General features: G+C 59.2%; 22 protein-coding genes. 9 read left to right on the top strand and 13 right to left on the bottom strand.

Features of this window, described 5'->3' with window-relative positions:
• Position 1 precedes the first annotated feature (1 nt).
• Positions 2 to 2,353, bottom strand: a complete 2,352-nt coding sequence (locus tag BLM14_RS16785; RefSeq protein ID WP_100000438.1) for a rhodanese-like domain-containing protein — start codon at positions 2,351 to 2,353, stop codon at positions 2 to 4.
• A gap of 297 nt (positions 2,354 to 2,650) precedes the next feature.
• Between BLM14_RS16785 and BLM14_RS16780 the strand changes: the two genes are divergently transcribed.
• Positions 2,651 to 4,606, top strand: a complete 1,956-nt coding sequence (locus tag BLM14_RS16780; RefSeq protein ID WP_100000437.1) for an elongation factor G — start codon at positions 2,651 to 2,653, stop codon at positions 4,604 to 4,606.
• A gap of 54 nt (positions 4,607 to 4,660) precedes the next feature.
• Here the strand turns inward: BLM14_RS16780 and BLM14_RS16775 are convergent, their stop codons facing one another.
• The 4 genes from BLM14_RS16775 to BLM14_RS16760 all read right to left on the bottom strand — a co-directional run bounded on the left by BLM14_RS16775 (position 4,661) and on the right by BLM14_RS16760 (position 7,777).
• A complete protein-coding gene (locus BLM14_RS16775; protein WP_100000436.1) occupies positions 4,661 to 4,870 on the bottom strand; it encodes a hypothetical protein in 210 nt (69 codons plus the stop codon).
• A 199-nt stretch (positions 4,871 to 5,069) separates the two neighbouring features.
• On the bottom strand, positions 5,070 to 5,363 hold the full coding sequence (locus BLM14_RS16770; RefSeq protein ID WP_133123940.1) for a hypothetical protein: 294 nt from the start codon (positions 5,361 to 5,363) through the stop codon (positions 5,070 to 5,072).
• 13 nt (positions 5,364 to 5,376) lie between these two features.
• A complete protein-coding gene (locus tag BLM14_RS16765) occupies positions 5,377 to 7,005 on the bottom strand; it encodes an alpha-D-glucose phosphate-specific phosphoglucomutase (protein WP_100000434.1) in 1,629 nt (542 codons plus the stop codon).
• 154 nt (positions 7,006 to 7,159) lie between these two features.
• Complete coding sequence (locus tag BLM14_RS16760) at positions 7,160 to 7,777, bottom strand: L,D-transpeptidase (RefSeq protein ID WP_100000433.1); 618 nt, start codon at positions 7,775 to 7,777, stop codon at positions 7,160 to 7,162.
• 178 nt (positions 7,778 to 7,955) lie between these two features.
• Here BLM14_RS16760 and BLM14_RS16755 point away from each other — a divergent pair, with 178 nt between their 5' ends.
• Positions 7,956 to 8,450 (top strand): MmcB family DNA repair protein, encoded by a 495-nt coding sequence (locus BLM14_RS16755; protein WP_100001417.1) that lies wholly within the window; start codon positions 7,956 to 7,958, stop codon positions 8,448 to 8,450.
• 217 nt (positions 8,451 to 8,667) lie between these two features.
• Here BLM14_RS16755 and BLM14_RS16750 read toward each other — a convergent pair whose 3' ends face one another.
• The 5 genes from BLM14_RS16750 to hrpB form a co-directional block, all read right to left on the bottom strand.
• Positions 8,668 to 9,231 (bottom strand): ActR/PrrA/RegA family redox response regulator transcription factor, encoded by a 564-nt coding sequence (locus BLM14_RS16750; RefSeq protein ID WP_100000432.1) that lies wholly within the window; start codon positions 9,229 to 9,231, stop codon positions 8,668 to 8,670.
• A 119-nt stretch (positions 9,232 to 9,350) separates the two neighbouring features.
• Entirely contained in the window at positions 9,351 to 10,649 is a 1,299-nt protein-coding gene (locus BLM14_RS16745; RefSeq protein ID WP_100000431.1) for an ActS/PrrB/RegB family redox-sensitive histidine kinase, read from the bottom strand.
• A gap of 6 nt (positions 10,650 to 10,655) precedes the next feature.
• Entirely contained in the window at positions 10,656 to 11,150 is a 495-nt protein-coding gene (locus tag BLM14_RS16740) for a ribonuclease toxin HepT-like protein (protein WP_100000430.1), read from the bottom strand.
• Positions 11,131 to 11,490 (bottom strand): nucleotidyltransferase family protein, encoded by a 360-nt coding sequence (locus tag BLM14_RS16735; protein ID WP_100000429.1) that lies wholly within the window; start codon positions 11,488 to 11,490, stop codon positions 11,131 to 11,133. Before BLM14_RS16735 ends, BLM14_RS16740 begins: the two co-directional genes overlap by 20 nt.
• Before the next feature lie 68 nt (positions 11,491 to 11,558).
• Positions 11,559 to 14,006 carry an ATP-dependent helicase HrpB gene (gene hrpB, locus BLM14_RS16730; protein ID WP_100001415.1) on the bottom strand — a complete coding sequence of 816 codons (2,448 nt, stop codon included), beginning with the start codon at positions 14,004 to 14,006 and terminating at the stop codon, positions 11,559 to 11,561.
• Between the two features lie 229 nt (positions 14,007 to 14,235).
• Here hrpB and BLM14_RS16725 point away from each other — a divergent pair, with 229 nt between their 5' ends.
• The 7 genes from BLM14_RS16725 (at position 14,236) to fghA (ending at position 19,846) form a co-directional block, all read left to right on the top strand.
• Complete coding sequence (locus tag BLM14_RS16725; protein WP_100000428.1) at positions 14,236 to 15,597, top strand: S10 family serine carboxypeptidase-like protein; 1,362 nt, start codon at positions 14,236 to 14,238, stop codon at positions 15,595 to 15,597.
• Positions 15,543 to 16,145 carry a hypothetical protein gene (locus BLM14_RS16720; RefSeq protein WP_100000427.1) on the top strand — a complete coding sequence of 201 codons (603 nt, stop codon included), beginning with the start codon at positions 15,543 to 15,545 and terminating at the stop codon, positions 16,143 to 16,145. Before BLM14_RS16725 ends, BLM14_RS16720 begins: the two co-directional genes overlap by 55 nt.
• A gap of 10 nt (positions 16,146 to 16,155) precedes the next feature.
• Positions 16,156 to 16,593, top strand: a complete 438-nt coding sequence (locus BLM14_RS16715) for a hypothetical protein (protein ID WP_100000426.1) — start codon at positions 16,156 to 16,158, stop codon at positions 16,591 to 16,593.
• Between the two features lie 142 nt (positions 16,594 to 16,735).
• Positions 16,736 to 17,848 carry an S-(hydroxymethyl)glutathione dehydrogenase/class III alcohol dehydrogenase gene (locus BLM14_RS16710; RefSeq protein ID WP_100000425.1) on the top strand — a complete coding sequence of 371 codons (1,113 nt, stop codon included), beginning with the start codon at positions 16,736 to 16,738 and terminating at the stop codon, positions 17,846 to 17,848.
• A gap of 14 nt (positions 17,849 to 17,862) precedes the next feature.
• On the top strand, positions 17,863 to 18,336 hold the full coding sequence (locus BLM14_RS16705; protein WP_100000424.1) for a GNAT family N-acetyltransferase: 474 nt from the start codon (positions 17,863 to 17,865) through the stop codon (positions 18,334 to 18,336).
• A 7-nt stretch (positions 18,337 to 18,343) separates the two neighbouring features.
• Entirely contained in the window at positions 18,344 to 18,994 is a 651-nt protein-coding gene (locus BLM14_RS16700; RefSeq protein WP_100000423.1) for a DUF1345 domain-containing protein, read from the top strand.
• Between the two features lie 21 nt (positions 18,995 to 19,015).
• A complete protein-coding gene (gene fghA / locus BLM14_RS16695) occupies positions 19,016 to 19,846 on the top strand; it encodes an S-formylglutathione hydrolase (protein WP_100000422.1) in 831 nt (276 codons plus the stop codon).
• A 10-nt stretch (positions 19,847 to 19,856) separates the two neighbouring features.
• On the opposite strand, the gene BLM14_RS16690 is transcribed toward fghA, so the two are convergent.
• The 3 genes from BLM14_RS16690 to BLM14_RS16680 all read right to left on the bottom strand — a co-directional run bounded on the left by BLM14_RS16690 (position 19,857) and on the right by BLM14_RS16680 (position 22,606).
• Complete coding sequence (locus BLM14_RS16690) at positions 19,857 to 20,618, bottom strand: RES family NAD+ phosphorylase (protein WP_100000421.1); 762 nt, start codon at positions 20,616 to 20,618, stop codon at positions 19,857 to 19,859.
• Complete coding sequence (locus BLM14_RS16685; RefSeq protein WP_100000420.1) at positions 20,578 to 20,961, bottom strand: MbcA/ParS/Xre antitoxin family protein; 384 nt, start codon at positions 20,959 to 20,961, stop codon at positions 20,578 to 20,580. Before BLM14_RS16685 ends, BLM14_RS16690 begins: the two co-directional genes overlap by 41 nt.
• A 265-nt stretch (positions 20,962 to 21,226) precedes the next feature.
• A complete protein-coding gene (locus tag BLM14_RS16680) occupies positions 21,227 to 22,606 on the bottom strand; it encodes a cytochrome P450 (protein WP_100000419.1) in 1,380 nt (459 codons plus the stop codon).
• Between the last annotated feature and the right edge of the window lie 82 nt (positions 22,607 to 22,688).

Raw genomic sequence — 22,688 nt, 5'->3', positions numbered from 1 at the left:
CTCAAGGCTCTTGCCTTTGCGGAAGCGCAGGGCCCCTTATTTTTCTTGGGCTTATCTCCATCGGGTAATTTGCATCTTCCCACGCGGAACATCCATCGGCGAAATAGGAGACTTTTGTATAGCCCCATGCCAAGGCTTTGGCAGATGCGAAGGCCGCGTCCGCGCAATACTTGCCCTGGCAGGCGAAGATGACGTCCTCGTTCTTGCCAACGGCCTGGGAAAGCGCGTCTGCCGAGAGAACAGTTGTTGCTGGCAGGTTGATGGATCCAGGGATATGTGTGTGATCGAAACCTACAGTACTGCGAACATCAACAAGCTTGGCGCCTTGGTCGTACAGCCGTTTGGCCGTGGCCGCAGCTATTTTTGACGTGCCGTTAATTGAGAATTCGCCGTTGACCCTGCTGACAGGTCGCGCATAGGTCTCATATGGAATATCCGTTCCTGCTCCCTCCGGCACGCCGGCCTTGCGCAAACCCTCCAGCAGCTGGTTGCGATAGGCCGGGTCATAATCGAACATGTCGTCATACCATCGCCATGCGATTCCCTGCACCGTTAGCGGACCCCGGCCATCCGGTACGGCAATGCCATTGAATTTGGCGATGTTGAGCTGAACGCCACCCGTGCGCCCCAGATGGCCCAGACCCGACGCCAGTGTTGCGTAGTCGTCGGCAATATCCCATTCCAAGGCGATCAGGAATTTGAGCGTCTCGACCGCGTTCTCATATTTCTCCTGGTGGAATAGGGAGATCGCCAATGTCCGGAGATAATCCGGTGGATATTTCGGATCGAGACGCATGGCCAGCCGCACTGCCTGTTCCGCTTCTGCCGCTCGGCCGGTGGCGTTCAGAAAGCGTGCCTTGCGGATGTGGCTTTCAGGCTCGTTCGGGTCGAGCCTGATTGCGCGGCTGATTTCAATGAGGGCCTGGTCATAACCGCCATGCGCCGCCAGAACCTCCGACGAGATCGCATAGGCGAGGGGGCATTGGTACAGCATGGCCATCGGCAGGCTCTGATCGACACGATGCATCGCTTTTTGGAACGCCAGATTGCCAGAGTCCCAACGGGAAACCGCCATTCGCCAGTTTGCTGCAGCGAGTGCTGCATGAGCGCGGCTATAATAGGTGTCCAGGCCTACGGCTGTATCGAAAAGCGCAATTGCCTTTAGCGTTTCCTTGTCGGTGTTGCGGCGAAAATGCCCCCAACCCTGGAGCAAGGCGTCATAGGCTTCGGGGGTCGTCTCCGCCGGTTCCGGTTCAGTCGCCTGTGCGGCCGCGACGTCGATCGGCAGCGTCGATGTGATTTCTCCGATGATCTTGTTCTGGAGCGCAAAAATGGTGGCCATGGTCCCATCATAACGCTTGTCCCATAGGCGCTGATTACTGATCGCGTCTATGAGCTGCGTCTCGATCCGAATTTGCTTCCCATCACGCCGCAGATTGCCCTCCAGTACATAGCGCACGCCCATATCCTCGGCGATGTCTTGCACCTTCGTGGGCCTGCCCTTGTAAGTGAACGCCGAATGGCGAGCGACAACGAAAATGCCCGGCAATTTCGATAGCCCTGTGATCAGATCTTCCGTTATTCCGTCGGCGAAATAGGCCTGCTCGGGATCGGAACTGAAATCATCGAACGGCAGGACGATGATCGACGGCTTGTCGGGAAGTGGAAACTTCATGCGGGCAATGAACGCTGTTTCCGCATTTGTCTCGCTTGGCCGTGACCAGAAAGCAGACCCGGCAGCTGATAAGACAAGCAGGGCAAGTACCGCGAGCATGGCCCATTGGTGCCATGGCCTGATGCTGAATCGCTTGTCGCGTGCGGCTCCTTCGAACCGTACGCGATACGTACGCACGGGCCGCGTGATGTTCTTCACATGCCGCTCGCCGATGAATTCCAGGGGCAGTTCGAGCTTGCCCTGTAATTGATCATAGGCGGTCCCGGATACGAAGAGCCCGCCCGATTCGCAGAGCTGTTCCAGGCGAGCGGCGACGTTTACCCCATCGCCGAGCAGGTCATCACCTTCAACCACGACGTCGCCGAGATTGACGCCCATGCGAAAAATAATGCGGTGATCGGGTGGTGTCGCCGATTGGCGTGCAGCAATTTCCCTTTGCATAGCAACCGCGCAAACGACAGCGTCGACGACTGAACCAAATTCCACAATCGCGCCATCGCCCATGAGCTTGACAATCCGCCCGTGATATTCGGCCAGCAAGGGCCCGATGACTTCGGAGCGCAAAGCTTTCATTGCGGCCAGCGTGCCAGCCTCGTCGGCCTCGATAAGTCGCGAATAACCCACAATGTCGGCAGCAAGAATTGCAACCAGCCGCCGCTCGGCGTGATCTGCTCCCATGGCACCCTCTCCAGCAAGGTGAAGAAGCCCTTGCTATTGGGTCCTGCGTTGGACGGGACACTACCGTCTTTCCGACCTCGCGAATTCTACTCTCGTTTCCTTCTCTCTGCGAGTGAGGTCTTTTTGGCGATCCTGTCATTTGCTGTTCGATATTGCGTGCTCGTGCGCGCCAATGGCTCACGCCATTTCGACCAGATTCATAGCTCCGCGTAGACAAAACTTGCTCTAGCGTATCGCGCCGGTTCGGGGCATCTTGGTGATGGGAGAATAGTGAACATGGCTGAGGGAGGATGGCCAATGCGCTGCTTTACGATACTTGGACCCTCGCAGACCGGCAAATCCACGGTGGTGGAAAAGCTGGCCGCGCTGGAAGGTGCACCGAAGAGATCGGTCTCTCCATACGGGCTGGGCCTGACGGAGTTCACCTTCGGCAATGAAGCATGGTGTGCATTGGATACGCCGGGATCGGGCGAAGCCCTGGCCCATGCGCAGGATGCGCTCCTGGCAAGCGATGCCTGCATCCTGTGTGTTTCACCCGCGCCGGAAGAGGCTGTCCTCGCGGCCCCGTATCTGCGGGTCATCGAAGCATCGGGAACGCCGTGCATCCTCTTCGTCAACCGGATGGATGAACCAAGGGGACGGCTGAGAGATGTCATCGCCTCCCTGCAGGACTATGCCAGCCACACGCTGATCCTCCGGCAGATTCCAATCAGGGAAGGTGACAAGATCGTTGGCAGTTGCGACCTGATTTCGGAGCGGGCCTGGCGCTACCGGGAAGGCCAGCCATCATCGCTGATCGAGATCCCCGAAAGCGACGTGGAGCGTGAACACGAGGCGCGGGCCGAATTCCTCGAGCATCTTTCCGAATTCGACGATTGGCTCCTGGAAGAACTTATCGAAGACCGCGAACCGCCCAGCGACGCCATCTATGCCATCTCCTCGCGGGTTCTGCGGGAGAACAAGATCATCCCGGTACTCGTCGGCGCCGCAAGCCACAGCAACGGTATCATGCGGTTGATGAAGGCACTCCGCCATGAAGCACCGCCGGTCGAGACGCTGCGAAAACGGCTCGCCGCTGCTGGCAACGGCAATGAAACTGCATTGGCGGCCGTTGGCTTTCATGCCTACTATCGCCAGAATGTTGGCAAGACCGTGCTTGTCCGTGCGATTGCCAATGGGCTGAAACAAGGGGCGGTGCTGGGTGGATCACGGTTGGGGCCGGTGCAGGATCCAGGAACGGGCAAGCCCATTGCGACGGAAACGCCAGCAGCGGGATATGTCTTCGCCACGGTCAAGTCCGATCACCTGCCTGTCCCGTCGCTGCTGACGGCCGATGCCGCTCTCCCGGCACCCGAATGGACGGCACCGCCGACACCGATGCTCGAAAGAATCCTGGTACCGGCAAGCGAACGCGACGAAACCAAGCTTTCGGAAACACTGGCGAAACTTACCGAGACGGATCGCGGTCTGAAGGTCGTGCAGGAGGAGGGGACCGGTGCCCAGCTGATCTCCGCCCAGGGACCTGTGCACTTGCGCGATCTTTGCAAGACGCTGGCCGAGGTCTTCCACGTGGATGTATCGGACCGGATGCCCAGCCCGGTTTACCGGGAGACGATTTCAAAATCGTCGGACGTTCATTACCGCCATCGCAAGCAGACCGGCGGCGCCGGACAATTTGCGGACGTGAAACTGAGCGTCCACCCCAATGGGCGCGGCGACGGTTTCACCTTTGCCGAAACCGTCAAGGGTGGCGCCGTTCCGCGCAACTTCATCCCGGCCGTCGAGGCGGGGGCTCGCGAGGCGATGGAAAAAGGTCCCCTGGGTCTTCGGGTCATCGATGTCGGCGTGACGCTGACCGATGGCCAGCACCATTCCGTCGACAGTTCGGAGTTCGCGTTCCGGGCGGCGGGCAAAATGGGTGTACGCGATGCGCTTGCCCAAGCTTCCGCCGTGCTGATGCAGCCGATATTCCGGGTGGAGATTCACATCCCTTCCATCCACTCCGGCAGTCTTGTGCCGATCGTCTCGGCCTTCAAGGGGCAGGTCCTCGGGTTCGACCGGGACGAATCGGCAAAGGGGTGGGATAATTTCCGGGCTCTCATTCCCGGCAGCGCGCTCGACGAACTGGCACGTTCTTTGCGCTCCGCTACGCAGGGCATCGGCACCTACTCCAAGAGCTTCGATCATTTCGAGGAATTATACGGCAAGGAAGCGGAGGCGATCATACAGGCGCACGGGTCGCACGCGAATTAGAGCACGTTTGTCGGGGCAAGCCACCGGTCTTGCGCTAGAGCAAATTTTGTCTATTTAGAGCCAGTTCTGTTTCCCGGACGGCGAGGCAATCCACGCGGAAGGTGGCGAGGCCGATGTCTTTCCATCGGACGAAGCCAGCTGACAAAGTGGTTGGCCGCCATCCGGAAACCCGAAGGGCCGGGTGAATTCGGGCCAAATCCTGCGGTCTTCGGCGTCGTCCGATGGATAAACATCGGCCTCGCCAAAGCCCTTGACCTTGTCCACGAATTCCCTCCGGCAGAACGACTCTAAATAGATAAAACTTGCTCTAGATCGTCTCCTGTTTTGGCGGAGGCAATGCATCCCCCTCATCCGACCCTTCGGGCCACCTTCTCCCCGCTGGGGAGAAGAAAGAGGTGGCAAGGGTGGAGCGCACTATTCTCCCTTGGGGAGAGGGCGCGATTTTGTCTAAACAAGCATTGCGCTAGTTGGCTGTGTCGATGATTTCGAGTCGACGCTCGATCCGGTCCAATCGGCTGTCGGTTCGATCTGCCCTTCCCGCCAAGCTGGCAAAATGGTTCATTTCAGAAGAAGCAAAACCTGCCATAGCGATCTCAAGCGCAGTCATCCGTGTTTTGATGTCCTTCGTCTCGGATTTGATCGAGGCAACATCAGCACGGATTGCACGAAGATGGTCCAGCACCAAATTGTAAGTCGTATTCGTCATTGGAAATCCTAAGCTAAAATAATGCTCAGATTCTATCAGATCGAAACGCAAGGTCCAGAGCCGATCACGTGATCACGCTGGGCTTGTCGCGGCCCGTATGGACCTTGATACCGGCGAGATCCTCGGCGGCGCGGATGAGATCGGCAAGCGCGCTCTGGGTTTCCAGATCATGGCGCTTCGGATCGGGCTCGTAGCGCTCGACATAGACGCGGATCGTTGCGCCCGACGTTCCGGTTCCCGACAAGCGGAAGACGACGCGCGAGCCGCCTTCGAACAGGACGCGGATGCCCTGGTGCTTGCTGACCGACTTGTCGACCGGGTCGTGATAGGCGAAATCATCGGCGGTCTCGATGGTCAGGCCCTGGACCGACGTTCCGGGCAGCTTTGGCAGTCTCGCGCGCAGATCGTCGATCAGCGTATTGGCCGCAGCGGTATCGACGCCCTCATAGTCGTGACGCGAATAATAGTTGCGGCCATAGGTTGCCCAATGTTCCTTGGCGATCTCGATGGCGCTGACACGCCGCACCGCAAGGATGTTGAGCCAGAGCAGAACGGCCCAGAGCCCGTCCTTTTCGCGTACATGGTTGGAGCCGGTGCCGGCGCTTTCCTCACCGCAGATCGTCGCCATGCCGGCATCGAGCAGATTGCCGAAGAATTTCCAGCCGGTCGGCGTTTCATACATGCCGATCTTCAGCTTCTCCGCGACGCGGTCGGCGGCGCCGCTGGTCGGCATGGACCGGGCGATGCCCTTGAGCCCTGCCTTGTAGCCGGGTGCGAGATGCGCATTGGCCGCAAGCATCGCCAGCGAATCGGACGGGGTGATGAAAATGCCCTTGCCGATGATGAGATTGCGGTCGCCATCGCCGTCGGAGGCGGCACCGAAATCCGGACCATCGGGAGACATCAGGAGATCATAGAGGTCCTTGGCATAGACGAGGTTCGGGTCCGGATGGTGCCCGCCGAAATCCGGCAGCGGCACGAAATTGACGCAGGTGCCTTCCGGTGCGCCAAGGCGGTGTTCGAGAATTTCCTTGCCATAGGGTCCGGTGACCGCATGCATGGAATCGAAGCGCAGGGTGAAGCCTGATTTGATCAGCGCGCGAATCGCATCGAAATCGAACAGTTCCTCCATCAGCGCGGCGTAATCGGCGACCGGATCGAGGATCTCCACATCCATGCCGGCGAGTTTTTGCGTGCCGATGGTGTCGATATCGACGTCCGGCGCCTCGGCGATGACATATTGCGTTATCGTCTTGGAGCGGGCGAAGATCGCTTCGGTGATTTTTTCCGGCGCAGGTCCGCCATTGCCGATATTGTATTTGATGCCAAAATCCTCGGTCGGGCCGCCGGGATTGTGGCTGGCGGAAAGAACGAGCCCGCCAAACGCCTTGTATTTGCGGATGACGTTGGAGGCGGCGGGCGTCGACAGGATGCCGCCCTGGCCGACGAGGACCTTGCCGAAGCCGTTGGCGGCCGCCATCTTGAGGGCGATCTGCACCACCTCGCGATTGTAGTAGCGGCCGTCGCCGCCGATCACCAGGGTCTTGCCCTTGAAGCCCTCGAGCGAATCGAACACCGACTGGATGAAGTTCTCGACATAGTTTTTCTGCTGGAACTCCGGGACTTTCTTGCGCAGGCCGGAGGTTCCGGGCTTCTGGTCGTCGAATGGCGTGGTGGGAACGGTTTTGAACATGATGTTTTCCTGGCCAGTTTATGCGCAACTTCTGAAGTCTACAGGGCGCAATCTATGGGCGGCCTATCGATCAGGTCAACACGGCAAAATTCGGTTCGGCAAATAAAAAGGCCGCTCGAAAGCGGCCTTTTCGATTAATCCATGAGCCAGCAAATTACCTGACGACGACCTTGGCGCCGACTTCCGCGCGGTTGTAGAGGTCGATAATGTCCTGGTTCATCAGGCGGATGCAGCCGGAGGACATGGCCTTGCCGATCGACCACCATTCCGGCGTGCCGTGCAGGCGGTAGCCGGTGTCGCCACCCTTGTTGAAGAGGTAGAGCGCGCGGGCGCCGAGCGGATTCTGCAGACCGGGATCCATGCCATCGCGGAATTCGGCAAGTTCAGGCCGGCGCTGGATCATTTCCTTCGGCGGTGTCCATGTCGGCCATTCGCGCTTCAGTGCAACGCGTGCGGAACCGTGCCATTCGAAGCCCTGCTTGCCGACGCCGATGCCATAGCGCATCGCCTTGCCGCCACCGAGGACGTAATAGAGATATTTCGCACCCGTATCGACGATGATCGTCCCCGGTGCCTCGCCGCCCTCATAGCGGACTTCCTGACGCAGGAACTGCGGCGGGATCTTGGTGCGAGGAATTGCGGGAATGACATAGCCGGCGTCAACGACGGAATTATAGGAAGCGGTCGAAAAGCTGAATCCGATGGTCGAACAGCCGCTCAGAACGGTTGCACCCATCAGTCCAACCGCAAGGACGATAGTCTTCAGTTGCATGGTCACCCCATTGAATATTATGCGAATCTGTGTTGGCTTTTTCTATTGCCTCTGTAGGGCCACTATTGTTAATGCCTGATTAACCGTAAAGCGTAGTTTCCTGTTAACCATGCCTTTCTTCAACGTTGCGGTGCGTTTTCTCGCGCATGGTTGCAAATTTGCCGATATTGTTCAGGCCATGCCCCTTGTGATTCCAGGTCAGACAAACCCGCTCGCCGACGGGCGGCAATCGGAAAACGCCATGCTGGTGCGGCGCGGCGTGCAGCGGCTTTTCCTTGAGCTCGGTCTAGCAGTGATGCCGGAACTGCCGCTGGCATCGGGCCGCCGCGCCGATCTCGTGGCACTGACGCGCAGCGGTGAAATCTGGATTGTCGAGATCAAGTCGTCGATCGAGGACTGGAAGGTGGACCGCAAGTGGCCGATCTACCGCGAGCATTGCGACCGGCTGTTCTTCGCCACGCATCCCGGTGTTCCGGCGGAAATCTTCCCGCAGGATTGCGGGTTCATCCTTTCCGACGGCTATGGTGCGGAGATCATCCGCGATGCGCCGGAGCACAAATTGGCAGGCGCAACGCGCAAGGCCATGACGCTGCGATTTGCCCGGGTCAGTGCGGCGCGCATGACGCTGGCCGAGCTGTCAGGCATCCATCTGCCCGAGACGGATTTGGAGTAGGTACATACGGCAGATGCCGATTATCTCTCCCCTTGCGGGAGAGAAAGCGATTTTCTTGGATTTAGCCCCTTTGCTAAATTCTTGGAAAATCCAAGTGAGGGGGTAGTTCGGGGAAGCAAATCCCCTCTCTTGCGATTTCTAGCACTTGAGCTTCGCTGCGCTCGCTAAGATGCTGAAATCGCTTTCTCCCCCACATGGGGGCAGATAAGCGTGGCACCTAACGAGGTGCACGCTTTGCCAATATGCGCTGCAGGGTGCGGCGATGCATGTTGAGGCGGCGGGCCGTTTCGGAAACATTGCGGTCGCACATTTCGTAGACGCGCTGGATGTGTTCCCAGCGGACCCGGTCCGCTGACATCGGATTCTCCGGCGGGGCGATTTTCTCACCGGAGCGCCGGGTCAGCGCGGCAAAGACCTCATCCGCATCGGCAGGCTTCGACAGATAGTCGATAGCGCCGAGTTTGACCGCGTTAACGGCCGTCGCAATATTGCCATAGCCGGTCAGGACGATTGCCCGTGTATCCTCGCGGCGCGCGCGGATGGCCTCGATGATGTCGAGACCATTGCCGTCGCCAAGGCGCATGTCGACGACCGCATAGGCGGGAGCCTGGGTCTTGACGCTGGCAAGACCCGCTTCAACCGAGTCGGCGATGGCGACAGTGAAGCCGCGGGTCTCCATGGCACGCGCAAGGCGCTGCAAGAATGGCTTGTCGTCGTCAACAAGAAGAAGCGTGCGATCACCGCCAATGGCTGCAATATCGTCCTGATCCGTGTTGTCCATCAGGTTTTCCTGCTCATTTTCTACAAATATACTCCGTAGAGCATTGTGCGGTAAATAGAATGCGTTTCATTACCGTATAATGCTCTAATGGTTCGCAATGAACAAAATGTCAAAGATTATCAATCTGGCATCAATTGATTGCGCGGCCAGGTCACGACGACTTCCGCGCCCTGGCCCGGATCGTTGCGGTTGCGGAAGGTAATGGAGGCCCCTGAGCGCTCCAGCAGCGTCTTGGCAATGAACAGGCCGAGGCCCAGTCCGCCGCCATGTTCATTGGTCTCGCGATCGCGCCCGGTGGTGTAGGGCTCGCCGATACGGTCCAGAATATCGGGCGCGAAACCCTTGCCATCGTCGCTGACGATGATCTCCAGGCTCTTGTCGGTCCAGCCCCAGTTGACCTCGATGGTCTCGCGGGCAAAATCGACCGCGTTCTCGACGAGATTGCCAAGGCCATAGATGATGCCAGGATTGCGGCGGATGACCGGCTCGATACCCTCGCCGCGCAATTTGGTCACCTTGATGTTGATGCCGAAATTGCGATTGGGCTCGATGACTTCCTCGATCAGCGAGGAAATCTTCAATCGCGACATGTGTTCCTCGCTGGTCGAGGAAAGGCTCGTCAGCCGTTTCAGGATTTCGCGGCAGCGTTCCGTCTGTGAGCGCAAGAGCTCGATGTCTTCGGCGTAGCGTTCGTCCTGCTTCAGGCTTCGCTCCATTTCCTTGGCGACAAGCGCGATGGTGGCAAGCGGCGTGCCGAGTTCGTGGGCGGCGGCAGCAGCAAGCCCATCCAGCGCGGAAAGGTGCTGTTCACGCTGCAGGATCAGTTCGGTGGCGGTCAGGGCGTCAGCGAGCAGGCGGGCCTCTTCGGCGACGCGGTAGGCATAGACGGCTGTGAAGGCCAGCGCCGAAACCACGGAGCACCAGACGCCGGCGATCAGCACGAAGGGCAGCTGCATCGTCTCGCCGGGATACCAGGGCAGCGGCAGATACACGTTTGCCAGGAGGGTGGCGCAGATGGTAACGAGCAGGCCGAGCGCCGCGGTCGCATAGGCCGGCAGCGACGTCGCGGAAATGATGACCGGGACGATCATCAGCACGGCAAACGGGTTTTGCAGCCCGCCGGTCATGTAGAGCAGGCCCGCCACCTGCAGGATATCGAAGGCAAGAACCGTAATCGCCGCGCGCGGCTCGAGCCGGTGGTTGATCGGATAACGGAACGACATCAGAAGGTTGAGCCATGCCGAGCAGGCGATCAGCGCGAAGCAGATGCTGACGGGGAAGGGAAATTTGAGATAGAGAGCGACGAAAAGTACAGCGATGCTCTGGCCGGCGACGGCAAGCCAGCGCAAGCGGATGAGCGTTGTCAGCCGCAGGCGGCGCGACAGATAAGATGAGCGTATGCCGAAATCCTGAACCATGGGGTGCTAAAGATCGGAGTCTTTGCTAACAGGCAAGAGCGAGAAAGCCCGGACCTCGTCGCGAAATCTGCAAAACGCAGTCTCCGCCTGGAGTGCTCTGTTCCGCACAACCTCACTGTCCAGCATCAATCCATAGCTGTTTCGTTCGCGGTGGCGAAAGGCACGCAGCACGTCCATGGCCTTATAACATTCATCGGTGATTACAGCCCCGCGAATGCCAGGAAATGGATGTGCCATTCGCTTCAGAAGTGAAATGTGCCAACCTTCACTGTGATCGACTTTGGCATCATCAACGTCGTTCGCGATCATTCCCATAACCCGTTCGCAGCCGGTATAGATTTTTTCGAGTCCTGAGGCGAGGCCTTGTATCGCGAGCCACAACCAGGCGGGTTCTGCATTTATCCCGTCGCGTTCGTAGATGGCGACGGCGCGAACCAGCATCTCGACCTCACTACCAATGTCACTCAGTTCATTTTCTATATCAACGAAGATGCCTCGCACAGACCGCCTCCTTGCTAAAACGGTCGCGTTTATGAGGAGGTATGTCATCAAAATAGATGACGTCGAACCGGAAACCTTGCAGGCAATCTTCGACGATACCCTCAATCCCATATTTTAGGTGACGAGGACATTCAAGAACGAGGAAATCAATGTCCGACGACTGACCGAAACGTCCGTTGGCGAGCGAACCGATTACCTTCACTTCTACCCCAAGTTCAGCGAGCGCTTCACTTGCAGCACGCGCACGGGAAACGGCCAGGCTTCGCCGGGTAGCAATCCGCGTGGCAGCGGATGGCTTGGAAGTGACAGCAATAGTCTTGTCAGCGCTCGGCACGGTCATTCCTGTATTTTTCTCATTTGGTAGATATGAGATTTCTACAGGGTCAAGTCAAATCCGCGCTGAATGCGTCACGTCCCGCGCGGCTTGGCGCGGCTGGTCGGCGTCGCGGAAGCCGGATCTTCCGGCCAGACATGCTTGGGATAGCGGCCGCGCATGTCACTGCGCACGTCTGACCACGAGCCTTTCCAGAAGCCCGGCAGGTCGCGGGTAATCTGGATCGGGCGGTGCGCCGGCGACAGCAGCTCAAGCAGCAAGGGGATCGTTCCGCCGGCGATAGCCGGATGCGTGGCAAGCCCGAACAATTCCTGCACGCGCACGGCCAGCACCGGTTCACCGGCATCGTAGCGGATCGGAATATTGGAACCCGTAGGCACCTCGAAATGCGTTGGCGCAAGTGCCTCGATCTTGCGCTGCAGATCATAGGGCACGGTAGAGCGCAGGCCCTCTATCAGCACGTGTGCCGGAATCTGGCCGAGTTGCGCCGTACCTTTCAGGAATGGCAGAAGCCAGTCGTCGAGCGTTGCGATGAGGGCAGCGTCGTCCATAGCGGGCCATGGTGCGCCAAGACCCTGATGCAGCCACGCGAGGCGGCGGCGCAGGATCGTCGCCTCTTTCGACCACGGCAGGATGTCGAGCCCGTGGGCGCGGACCGCGGCGATGACGCCGCGATCAGCCTCCTCGCCACTCGGCGCGGGCAGTGTCTTTTCGGAAAGCGCAATCGCACCGATGCGCGTGGCGTCGCGCGCCTGCAGGGCATTGCGAACCGGATCGTAGGTCACCTGCCGGCCGTTGACGATACGATTTGCCAGCGCCTCGCGGATTCCCGCCTCGGTCACCTCCGCTGCAGCAAGAATGCGTGCGCGCCCGGCACGTCCGGCGAGATCGGCAACGACCAGCCACGGCGATTTTGCCAGAGATGTGGTGGGATCGACTTCACCGCCCCGCCCGTTGGCGAGCGTGAACTGGCCATTGCCGCGTGCCTTGGCGAGGCGGTCGGGATAGGCACCAAGCAGCAGGCGGCCGACACTGTCCAGTTCCGCTGGTGCCGGTCCGCTATTTCCCGCCAGGCGTTTTGCCAGCGAACGTGCACGTATAGCGCGGTCACCCCGCTCGCGCTGGAAGCGGATGAGCCGAACATCGAGATCGATATCGTTGCCGCCGAGACCGCGTTCGGTGAGAAGCACGGCGAGTTCCGCAGCCCGCAAACCCTGCCCGCGTTCGCGCGCGGTCAGGACCATGTGAGCCAGCCGGGCGGGCAGAGCCAGCGCTCGCATGGCGTTGCCCATCGGCGTGACGCGGTCACCTTCCAGTGCGCCCAGGTTCTCCAAAAGTGCCTTGGCCTCCTTGATCGCCGGAGCCGGCGGCGCGTCGAGAAAGCCAAGGGTCGCCGGATCGGCAACGCCCCAAGCCGCGCAATCGAGGACAAGTCCGGTGAGGTCAGCTTCGAGGATTTCCGGCGGGGCGAAGGCTTCGAGTGCTGCCGTCTGCTCGGCGCGCCACAGGCGCAGCGCAATGCCGGGCCCGGTTCGCCCGGCGCGGCCGGCGCGCTGGTCGACGGCGGCGCGTGCCGCCCGTACAGTCTCCAGCCGGGTGAGGCCCGTTGCGGGTTCGAATTTCGGCAGGCGCGCCAGGCCGCTGTCGATGACGACGTGCACGCCGTCGATGGTGATCGAGGTTTCGGCGATGGACGTGGCAAGCACCACTTTGCGTTTGCCAGCGGGCGCCGGCCTGATCGCCTGGTCTTGATCGCGGCCCTCCAGCGCGCCGTAAAGCGGCACGATAAGTGTATCCGCGCCCACGCGGCCCTCGAGTGCGTCAGCCGTGCGCTCGATTTCGCGCTGGCCGGGGAGGAAGGCGAGGATGCTGCCGGTCTCGCTCCCCAGAATGTCACGAATGGCCTTGGCCATGGCGTCCTCGATCTTCTCGTCGGGATTGCGGGTCCGATAGCGGAGATCAATGGGAAACGAGCGGCCCTTGCTTTCCAGCACCGGCGCATCCCCGAGCAGCGATGCCACGCGCGCGCCATCCAGCGTCGCCGACATGACGAGGATCTTCAGGTCCGGGCGCAGTGCACCCCTCACGTCCAGCGCCAGCGCCAGGCCGAAATCCGCGTCGAGGCTGCGCTCGTGGAATTCATCGAAAAGCACGGCCGCAACATCGGTGAGGTCCGGATCGTCAAGGATCATCCGGGCGAAGACGCCTTCGGTGACGACGAGGATACGGGTCTTTGCCGACACCTTGTTATCGAGCCGCATGCGATAGCCGACAGTCGCGCCGACATCTTCACCCAGCAGGTTGGCCATGCGGCTTGCCGCGGCGCGCGCAGCAAGGCGGCGCGGCTCGAGCAGGATGATGGTGCGGCCCTCCCGCCAGGGTGCGTTCAAGAGATGAAGGGGAATGAGCGTCGTCTTGCCGGCACCAGGCGGCGCCACCAAAACCGCGGCGTCACCCTTTGCCAGAGCAGCGTCGAGCTCGCTCAGGATCTCGGTGACGGGGAGGGCAGGCAGGTCTTTCACGCGTTCGGTCCATTCGCAAGCATCGCGGCGTTTGACAAGGTTTGCTCGCCCAAGTCCACAAATTTTCGCATGGGGATGTCCAGGCGGCTCAATCCCAAATGGCAGGACTGAAGAACCCACGCCATTTTGACTAAATAATACGCAATTTCGTGCGCCGATTAAACTTTAGGCTAATTGACGTCTGCAGCTCTCATTTGAAAAGCTTTTCTTTTTACGGAGCTTTTTTAAAATGAATTTCAGAATTTTCTTATTATCGGTTTTGGCTTTTCTCGCAGCTTGCAATGAGCCGGATAATCCGACGTCCGGGGGGACCTTTGACAATAAACTGGAGGAGCAGCAGGTACGTCTGGATGGCCAGGCGGCGGACGACAAGCCGGCAACACTTCAAGAAACGGCAAGGCTGAATGCCGATGAACTGGTAAAGGCAGGCAAGATCAGGGATGCCGTCGATACGCTGCAAAGCGCCGGGCTGGAGCAGGAAGCCTTCGATCTGGCAGCGCCGGTAGACCACGCGGTGGATGACACGAACACATACGATACCACGGTGAGTGGCACGCTTGATCTGGCGCTCGTGGATGAAACCCCGGCCACCAAACGGCATGAAATGGTCATCGGCGGTCAGTCTATCAAATTCACGGCATCCGCGGGGCATCTCCTGGCCTATGCGCCGAAAGATCCGGACAAACCGGACCAACCCAAAGATGCCCAAGCGGCAATTTTCTATACGAGCTACACGCGCGATAATTTGCCCCTCGACAAAAGGCCGGTTACCTTTTTCTTCAATGGCGGCCCCGGTTCCGCTTCCATCTGGCTCCATATGGGAGCGCTCGCGCCCTGGCGTCTAGCGACCGGCAATCCCGAGGTGGCTGAAGGCGCGGAAATAGCTGCACCTACTGATTTCCCGCTCGTTGAAAACCGGGAAAGCCTTCTTGACCAATCCGATCTCGTCTTCGTCGATCCGCCCGGTACCGGCCATTCGGTTGCCGTAACGACCTACGACAAATCCGATCCGGCCAACCCAAAAACGGTCATTTCCCATACGAACCAGTATTTTTGGGGCGTCACGCGTGATGCGGATCTGATGCGGGATTTTATTACCCGCTATATCAATCTGCACAATCGTCAAAGCTCGCCCAAATATCTGTTTGGTGAATCCTACGGTGCGGGTATTCGTGTGCCGATCCTGTCCAATCTGCTGCTGAACGCCAAGGGCAGCCGGTATGATCCCGATCCCTCCGGCAAGCCGGCAAATTATCTGGCTGGCTCCATATTGCTGTCGCCGGTACTCGATATGAGCGTGAACTGCACGCAAAATATGGTGCTTACGGTGACCCCTTGCGGAGCATGGCTGCCCACATTCGCACTGATTGCGGACTACCATGGAATAGGGACAATGCGCGGAAATCTGACGGTTGCAGATTTCATCGACAAGGCTAAAAAGTATGTCGATGACATTTATCTGCCGGCCATAGATGCGGGGAAATCTAAAAAAAATGGGACAGGTTTCTCAAGGAAAATCCGCAATTCCCGGCAGACATGCAAAAATATACAGGCTTTGATGCGTTCGACGGGGCAAGCAGTCCGATTCTGAGTTTTGCCGACTTCAAATCAAGGCTGGTGCCGGGTTACCTGCTCAATGTCTATGACGGTCGCATGAAGGTTCTGAGCGGCGTACCTTATAATTTTGACTATTATGAGCAAGTCGGTTTCCACAATGCTTTCGCGAAATTTCTTCCGGCCTATATCGGTTACACCGCCAAATCTTATTATACGCACCTGAACTCGGATAACATCTCGCCCAACCGTTATTGGAACTGGAATCGCGGAGGACGCGAAACCAGGGCGACCACGACTGCAGTACCGGATGTGATGAGTGGCCTGAGCGTCGATCCCTCATGGAAAATCATGGTGGCGCATGGGTTTTACGATCAGGTAACGCCGTTCTACCCGACGGAACTCGATCTGCGCAAAGTGAAACTGACGGAGAGGATACCGCTCAAGACCTATGAGGGCGGCCACATGCTCTATTATCAGGAGAGTTCCCGCATTCAGTTCAAAAAAGATCTGGTGGAATTCTATCAGGCCCCGCCCTATTCGGCGCCGCCTGTCCATAATACGTCCTCCATGGCTGCGAATTAGGAGAGAACCAATGAAGAAATTTTGTTTCTTAAGCGCCGCCGCCTTTGCCGTTGCCGCCTTTCTCCCCGCATCCGTTTTGGCCGGGAGCCTGATCAAACCGGTCATTATCCAAACATCGCATCCGCTCCTGGTGACGATCGCCGATGGGATGGCCTATCCGCCGCCGCCCGGGACCGTGCGGCCCGAGTTCAATCAGGAAAATGTGCAGGCGGAGGCCGACCTTCAGTTGCAGGAGAAATATGATGCTGCGACCAAAAACGGCGCCAAACCACTGACTGCCGAACGCGCCAATGCGGTCGGGTGGGGGTTCATTGCGGATAGTTTTGCCGCAATTGACAGCAACCGGAATGGAATCGCCAGCCTGGTGGAAATATCCGCCTATCTGGATAGCCGCTCTGCAGTCCCCATTGAACGCAAGGCTAGCTCAAAAGTCCGTATCATTGAGTGATCCGGAAAGTTGCGGACAGAGAAAATCATCGGCGTCGTTTGCGAACGATAAATGTCGTTCGTTCGATTGACGATCGGCCATGCCATCCCGATAGTGCACACTTGCAAATCAGCATGTTGCACAGACGCATAGGGAGACATTCATGAAATCGCGCGCCGCCGTTGCCTGGGAAGCCAAAAAGCCACTGACCATCGAGACAATCGAGATCGGCGGCCCCAAGCCCGGCGAAGTGCTCGTCGAAATCATGGCGACGGGCGTGTGCCATACCGATGCCTACACACTGTCCGGCCTTGATTCGGAAGGCAAGTTTCCGGCGATCCTCGGCCATGAAGGCGCGGGCATCGTGCGTGAACTCGGCGCTGGCGTGACATCGCTTAAGGTTGGCGACCATGTCATCCCGCTCTACACGCCCGAATGCCGCCAGTGCAAAACCTGCCTGTCGCAGCGCTCGAACCTGTGCACCTCGATCCGCGCCACGCAAGGCCAGGGCGTCATGCCCGACGGCACCAGCCGCTTCTCCTGCGATGGCGGCGAAGTGTTCCATTATATGGGCTGCTCGACGTTCTCGAACTTCACCGTCCTGCCGGAGATCGCGCTGGCCAAGGTGCGCGAAGACGCGCCCTTCGACAAGATCTGCTATATCGGTTGCGGCGTCACCACCGGCATCGGTGCCGTGATCTATACGGGCAAGGTCTGGCCGGGCGCCAATGTCTTGGTCTTCGGCCTTGGCGGCATCGGCCTCAACGTCATCCAGGGCGCCCGCATGGTCGGCGCCGACAAGATCATCGGCGTCGATCTCAACCCCGGCAAGGTAGAGATGGCCAGGAAGTTCGGCATGACCCACTTCATCAATCCCAACGACGTCGGCAATGACAAAGTCGTGTCGGCCATCCAGGACCTGACTGACGGCGGCGCGGATTTCTCCTTCGATGCTACCGGCAACACCAATGTCATGCGCCAGGCGCTGGAATGCTGCCATCGCGGCTGGGGCACCAGCATCGTTATCGGCGTGGCGGAAGCCGGCAAGGAAATCTCGACGCGGCCGTTCCAGCTCGTCACCGGACGCAACTGGCGCGGAACGGCCTTTGGCGGCGCACGCGGCCGCACCGACGTTCCGAAGATTGTCGACTGGTACATGGAGGGCAAGATCGATATCGACTCGCTCATTACGCACAAAATGCCGCTCGAAGAGATCAATACCGCCTTCGACCTCATGCATGAGGGCAAGTCGATCCGCAGCGTCGTAACCTTCTAGAGCCTCGAGCGATCATGAACGCGCCTAACTACAAGGTTGTTTTGTCCGGCCTCGATGAACTCTCGCCGCGCGACCTCTACGCCATGCTGAAATTGCGGGTGGATGTCTTCGTCGTCGAGCAGAAGTGCCCTTATCCCGAGCTCGACGGCAAGGATGCCGACGCGCTGCATCTGCGCCTGCTTCTGGCTAAGGAACTCGTCGCAAGCGCGCGTATCCGCAAACCGGCGAAAAGCGACCCGGCAGCGCGGATCGGCCGGGTCGTCGTCTCGCCCGAACATCGCGGCAAGAAGCTCGGCGACCGGCTGATGGTCGAGGCGATCGCGCAATGCGAAAGACTCTATCCGCAAAGCCCGATCAAGCTCTCGGCGCAGAGCCACCTGAAGCGCTTCTACGAATCCTTCGGCTTTGTGCCGGTGTCGGAGGAATATCTCGAGGACGATATCCCCCACATCGACATGCAGCGGCCGGCCGCCATTGCATCGGAGTAGACAGGGCATGTGGAAGCGCCACAATCCATTTTATCTTGCTGCAATTATCGGCCTTGCCACGTTGGCGCTGGCTTTGGCGTTCGCGCCGCATGTTGCCTACGCCGCCGCGGCCAATGCGTTTTTTGTGGTTTACCTGACGCTCTCGGCCATCAAGGTCCGCAAACTGACGCCGGAATATCTGCGCAAGAATGCGGCGCGGTCGGATGAACCGGTCTGGATCATCTTCGCGGTCACCTTTGGCGCGGTTGTCGTCGCCGTCGGTTCGCTTTTCGTGTTGCTGAATTCCGGCCAGAACCCGCAACCCTTCGATCTTTCTCTGGCGCTTGCCGCGGTTTTTCTTGGCTGGATGACAATCCATATGATGGCAGCCATTCACTATGCCCATCTCTATTGGCAGCCGGACGAGGATGCCGAGGGGACCAAGGACAAGCCGCGAGAACATGTCGGCGGGCTGGATTTTCCCGGCGGCAAGGAGCCAGGAGGCATCGAGTTTCTCTACTTTTCCTATGTCATCGGCATGACGGCGCAGACCTCGGACACCGCCATCACCAGTACAGATATGCGCAAGATTAATTTGTTACATGCCATTATATCGTTCTTTTTCAATACGGTGCTTGTTGCCGCTGCGGTCAACGTCGCCGTTTCGCTCGGCCAATAACGAACACGACACGGGGAATTTATGGAAACGCTATCGATTGCCAAGAGTTTCGAGGGTACGCAAGGGGTCTATCGCCATCGCAGCGACGCCTGCCAATGCGACATGACCTTCGCTGTATTCCTGCCGCCGCAGGCGAAGAACGGGCCGGTGCCTCTGCTGTGGTATCTGTCGGGCCTGACCTGCACCCATCAGAACGTCATGGACAAGGGCGAATACCGCCGCATCGCTGCCGAGCTCGGCATTGCCATCATCTGCCCGGACACGAGCCCGCGCGGCGAAAACGTTCCGGACGAGAAGGATAATTGGCAATTCGGCAGCGGCGCAGGATTTTATCTCGATGCGACTGAAGAGCCCTGGTCAACCAATTATCGCATGGCTACCTATATCGCCGAGGAACTGCCTGAACTCGTGGCCGCCAATTTCCCTGTCGACATGAAGCGCCAGAGCATCTTTGGCCATTCCATGGGTGGCCATGGCGCCATCACGCTGGCCTTGAAAAATCCGGGCCTTTTCAAATCCGTCTCGGCCTTTGCGCCGATTGCCCGGCCCATCGTTGCCGGCTGGTCGCGGCCGGCTTTCGAGAAATATCTCGGCAAGGATGAGGCGGCGTGGCGCGCCTATGACAGCGTCGCGCTGATCGAGGACGGCCACAGGCTGCCGGAACTGCTTGTCGATCAGGGCAAGGCCGACGGGTTTCTCGACGATGGCCTGCGGCCGTGGCTTCTGGAAGAGGCATGCGAGAAGGCCGGGATACCGCTGACCCTCAACATGCGCGACGGCTACGATCACTCCTATTTCTTCATTTCCACGTTCATGGCCGATCATATCGCCTGGCACGCGCAGCGGCTCTAGGGTCCTGACCCTAGTTTCGCATCGCCATCTGCATGCGTGGATCCCTGCCAAAGGTGGCGATGCTGAAGCCAAGCCGCAGGTCTGGCAAGTCGCAGATAGCGTTGACGCCGTAGTTGGAAAAATGCAGGCGCCACGTCGTCATGCGTACCGGATGCGGCATGGCAAAGCAGGTGCAGGAGAGCAGAGCGAGATTGGCGCCGCCAAGCGGATCGCGCACGGAACTGTAGCGGATGAGTTCGATCCCGGCCTCGTGGGCCTTGTCGGCGATGTCTAGGCAGGGCGAATAATCGGTCGGATGCGTCCATTGCTCCGTCAGCTCCGAAAAAGGTGCGGCGGTCAGGTCAATGGCGTTGGTCGTGGCATAGCGCGCTTCGAAGGCCGTGAATTCCAGCGGGTTGCGCGGCCATGGCGTGCCGGGGCTTTCGACGAAGAAAAGCAGCCGGTAGAAGGCAGTTTCCGCGACGGCGGTTTCCACGATCTCGCTGGCATAGAAGACGCCGGGCGAATAGCCTTCGCGCCGGAAGCGTGAATTGCCGGGATAGCGGCCATAACGGAACGGCGTCGCCAGCAGATAGTCCAGATGCACACAATCGGGCGGCAGAGTAGGCTTGGTGGTCTCCAGCTCGTCTTCAAGCAGAGCCTGCTCGTCGAGCGTGTCGACCAGCTTCATGGTGGAGACACGGTGCTGCGCCTCGACGAGACGCCAGCAGGCACCGTGCATAGAACGCGATTCAGATCGGAGCGCGTCGGGCGTCCAGATAGGCGAGGACATGGGCGAGACCGTCAATGGTTTTGATCCGGTTGAGCGGCTTGCCGCCAAGCATGGTGTTGTCAGTTCGTATCCACTGGCGCGCGACCGCATCATCGCCGCCGACGATCGCATCGAGCGAGCGGTAGAGGCGGATGAACAGAAGAGCGAGTTCGTAGCTCTTGCCGGTGAGCGGTGCGCCGTCGAGATTGCGCTTCAGCCGCGATATACTGGGCTCGGACAGGCCGACGACGGTGGAAAGTTCCCTGGCGGTCAGACCCAGCAATTCCGACGAACGCAACAGCGCCTTGGAGACCACGGCGGTCTTCCCTGGGGTTGCTGGTAGGTGTTGCGCGGTGGTTCGCATGAGTCGTTCCTTTCACTGGAAATATATATAGAATAAATTTCTGGTGAAATCAACTACGCCGGTTATCTCTCCCCTTGCGGGAGAGAAAGCGATTTCAGCATCTTAGCCACTTTGCTAAGTGCTAGAAATCGCAAGAGAGGGGATTTGCTTCACTGAACTTACCCCTCACTTGGATTTTCCAAGGGTTTAGCAAAGGGGCTAAACCCAGGAAAATCCTTTCTCTCCCGCAAGGGGAGAGATTATCGGCATCAACCTTCCGACGCATCTACCGCCTCGCCGTCACGGTCATCGGCAGGCCGCCATCCGGCTGGGTCGTGAGTTTTTGCACCGGCCAGGGTTTGATGGTTCCCGCCATGTCGAAACGGTAGCGATGGAGCAGCGTTGCCAAAGCAATGATGGCTTCCTGCAAGGCAAAGCTGGCGCCAATGCAGACGCGCGGCCCGGCACCGAACGGCAAATATTGGAAGCGGTCGATCTTGTCGCGATTTTCTGGATGGAACCGGGATGGCATGAAGGCTTCCGGATTGTCCCAGTAGAGCCGGTGGCGATGCACGGTCCACGGCATGACAAGGACAGCCGCGCCCTTGGGCAGTTTCAGATCCTTGTACTGGTCATCCTCGATCGGCTCGCGGTTGATGGAGGGTGCCGGGGGATAAAGCCGCATGGCTTCTTCGAAGGCGGCGCGGGTGAAGGGCAGGGCGTCCAGCCATGCATGTGGCGGCGGGACTTTGGCCTGATCCATGAAGGCATCGATTTCCTGCTCGATGCGATCGCGCTCCCATGGCGCCCGTGCCAGTAGGTAAAGCGTCCAGCCAAGCGCTCGCGCTGTGGTCTCGTGTCCGGCGCCGATGAAGGTGATGATATTGTCCTCGATCTCGGCGCGCGACAGGCCCTCGGGCCCCTCGGCCTTGAGCAGCAACGTAAGGAAATCATTGGGGACCTTGTCGCCTTCCTTCTCCATGCGGGTCTTGCGCATCTCCATCGTGTTGGCGACGATCTGGCGGAAGAAGGCAAGGGCGCGCCGCCCCCGAATCTGGGTAAAGCGCGGCAGCCAGGCCGGCGCGCCGAGAAGATCGAGCGGATCGACGCGGCCCATGGTCTCGAACAGGCGGTCGACCTCGTGCGAAAACTGATCGGGATCGCCGGCGATCTCGCCGGAAAACAGCGTTTCGGCGAGAATGTCGTAGGTCAGCATCGTCATGTCGCGCGACACATCGGTGGTGCCGGTGAGACCTTCGTAGCGATCTGCAAAAACATCGGTTGTCCGCTTCATCGCCTCGGCGAAACCGTGGATGTGGCGCGGCGTGAACACTGGCGCCATGGCCTTGCGCGAGCGCTTCCAGACGTCGCCTTCCGCCGTCAGCAGCCCATCGCGCAGGATCGGACGCAGAATGCGCTGGCGCACCGCGGCCATCTTGTAATTCCTGGCATTGTCAACGAGCACATGGCGGATGAGGCCGGGATCATTGGCGATGATGGTATGCGCAAAGGACCAGTCGATTGAGACCCATGGTTCGTTGTAGGAAGGCTCGCCCCACAATTCGAGCGGATTGCGGTAAATGGTGCGGATCAGCTGTAATGTGCCGACCGGTCCGGTGCGCGGGATCGGAGCAGGTGGAACAAAAGCGGCTTGTACGGTATCCATTGGGCCTCCTCGGGTCTCATGTGGGGACAGGCGTGCGTGATTTCCACAAAATCGACCATTATACTTTCGCCCGATGACCATG

It is taken from the genome of Phyllobacterium zundukense, assembly GCF_002764115.1.
Lineage (GTDB): Bacteria > Pseudomonadota > Alphaproteobacteria > Rhizobiales > Rhizobiaceae > Phyllobacterium > Phyllobacterium zundukense.
The sequence above is the reverse complement of the archived record's forward strand: the minus strand, read 5'-3'. Positions and strand labels throughout refer to the sequence as shown.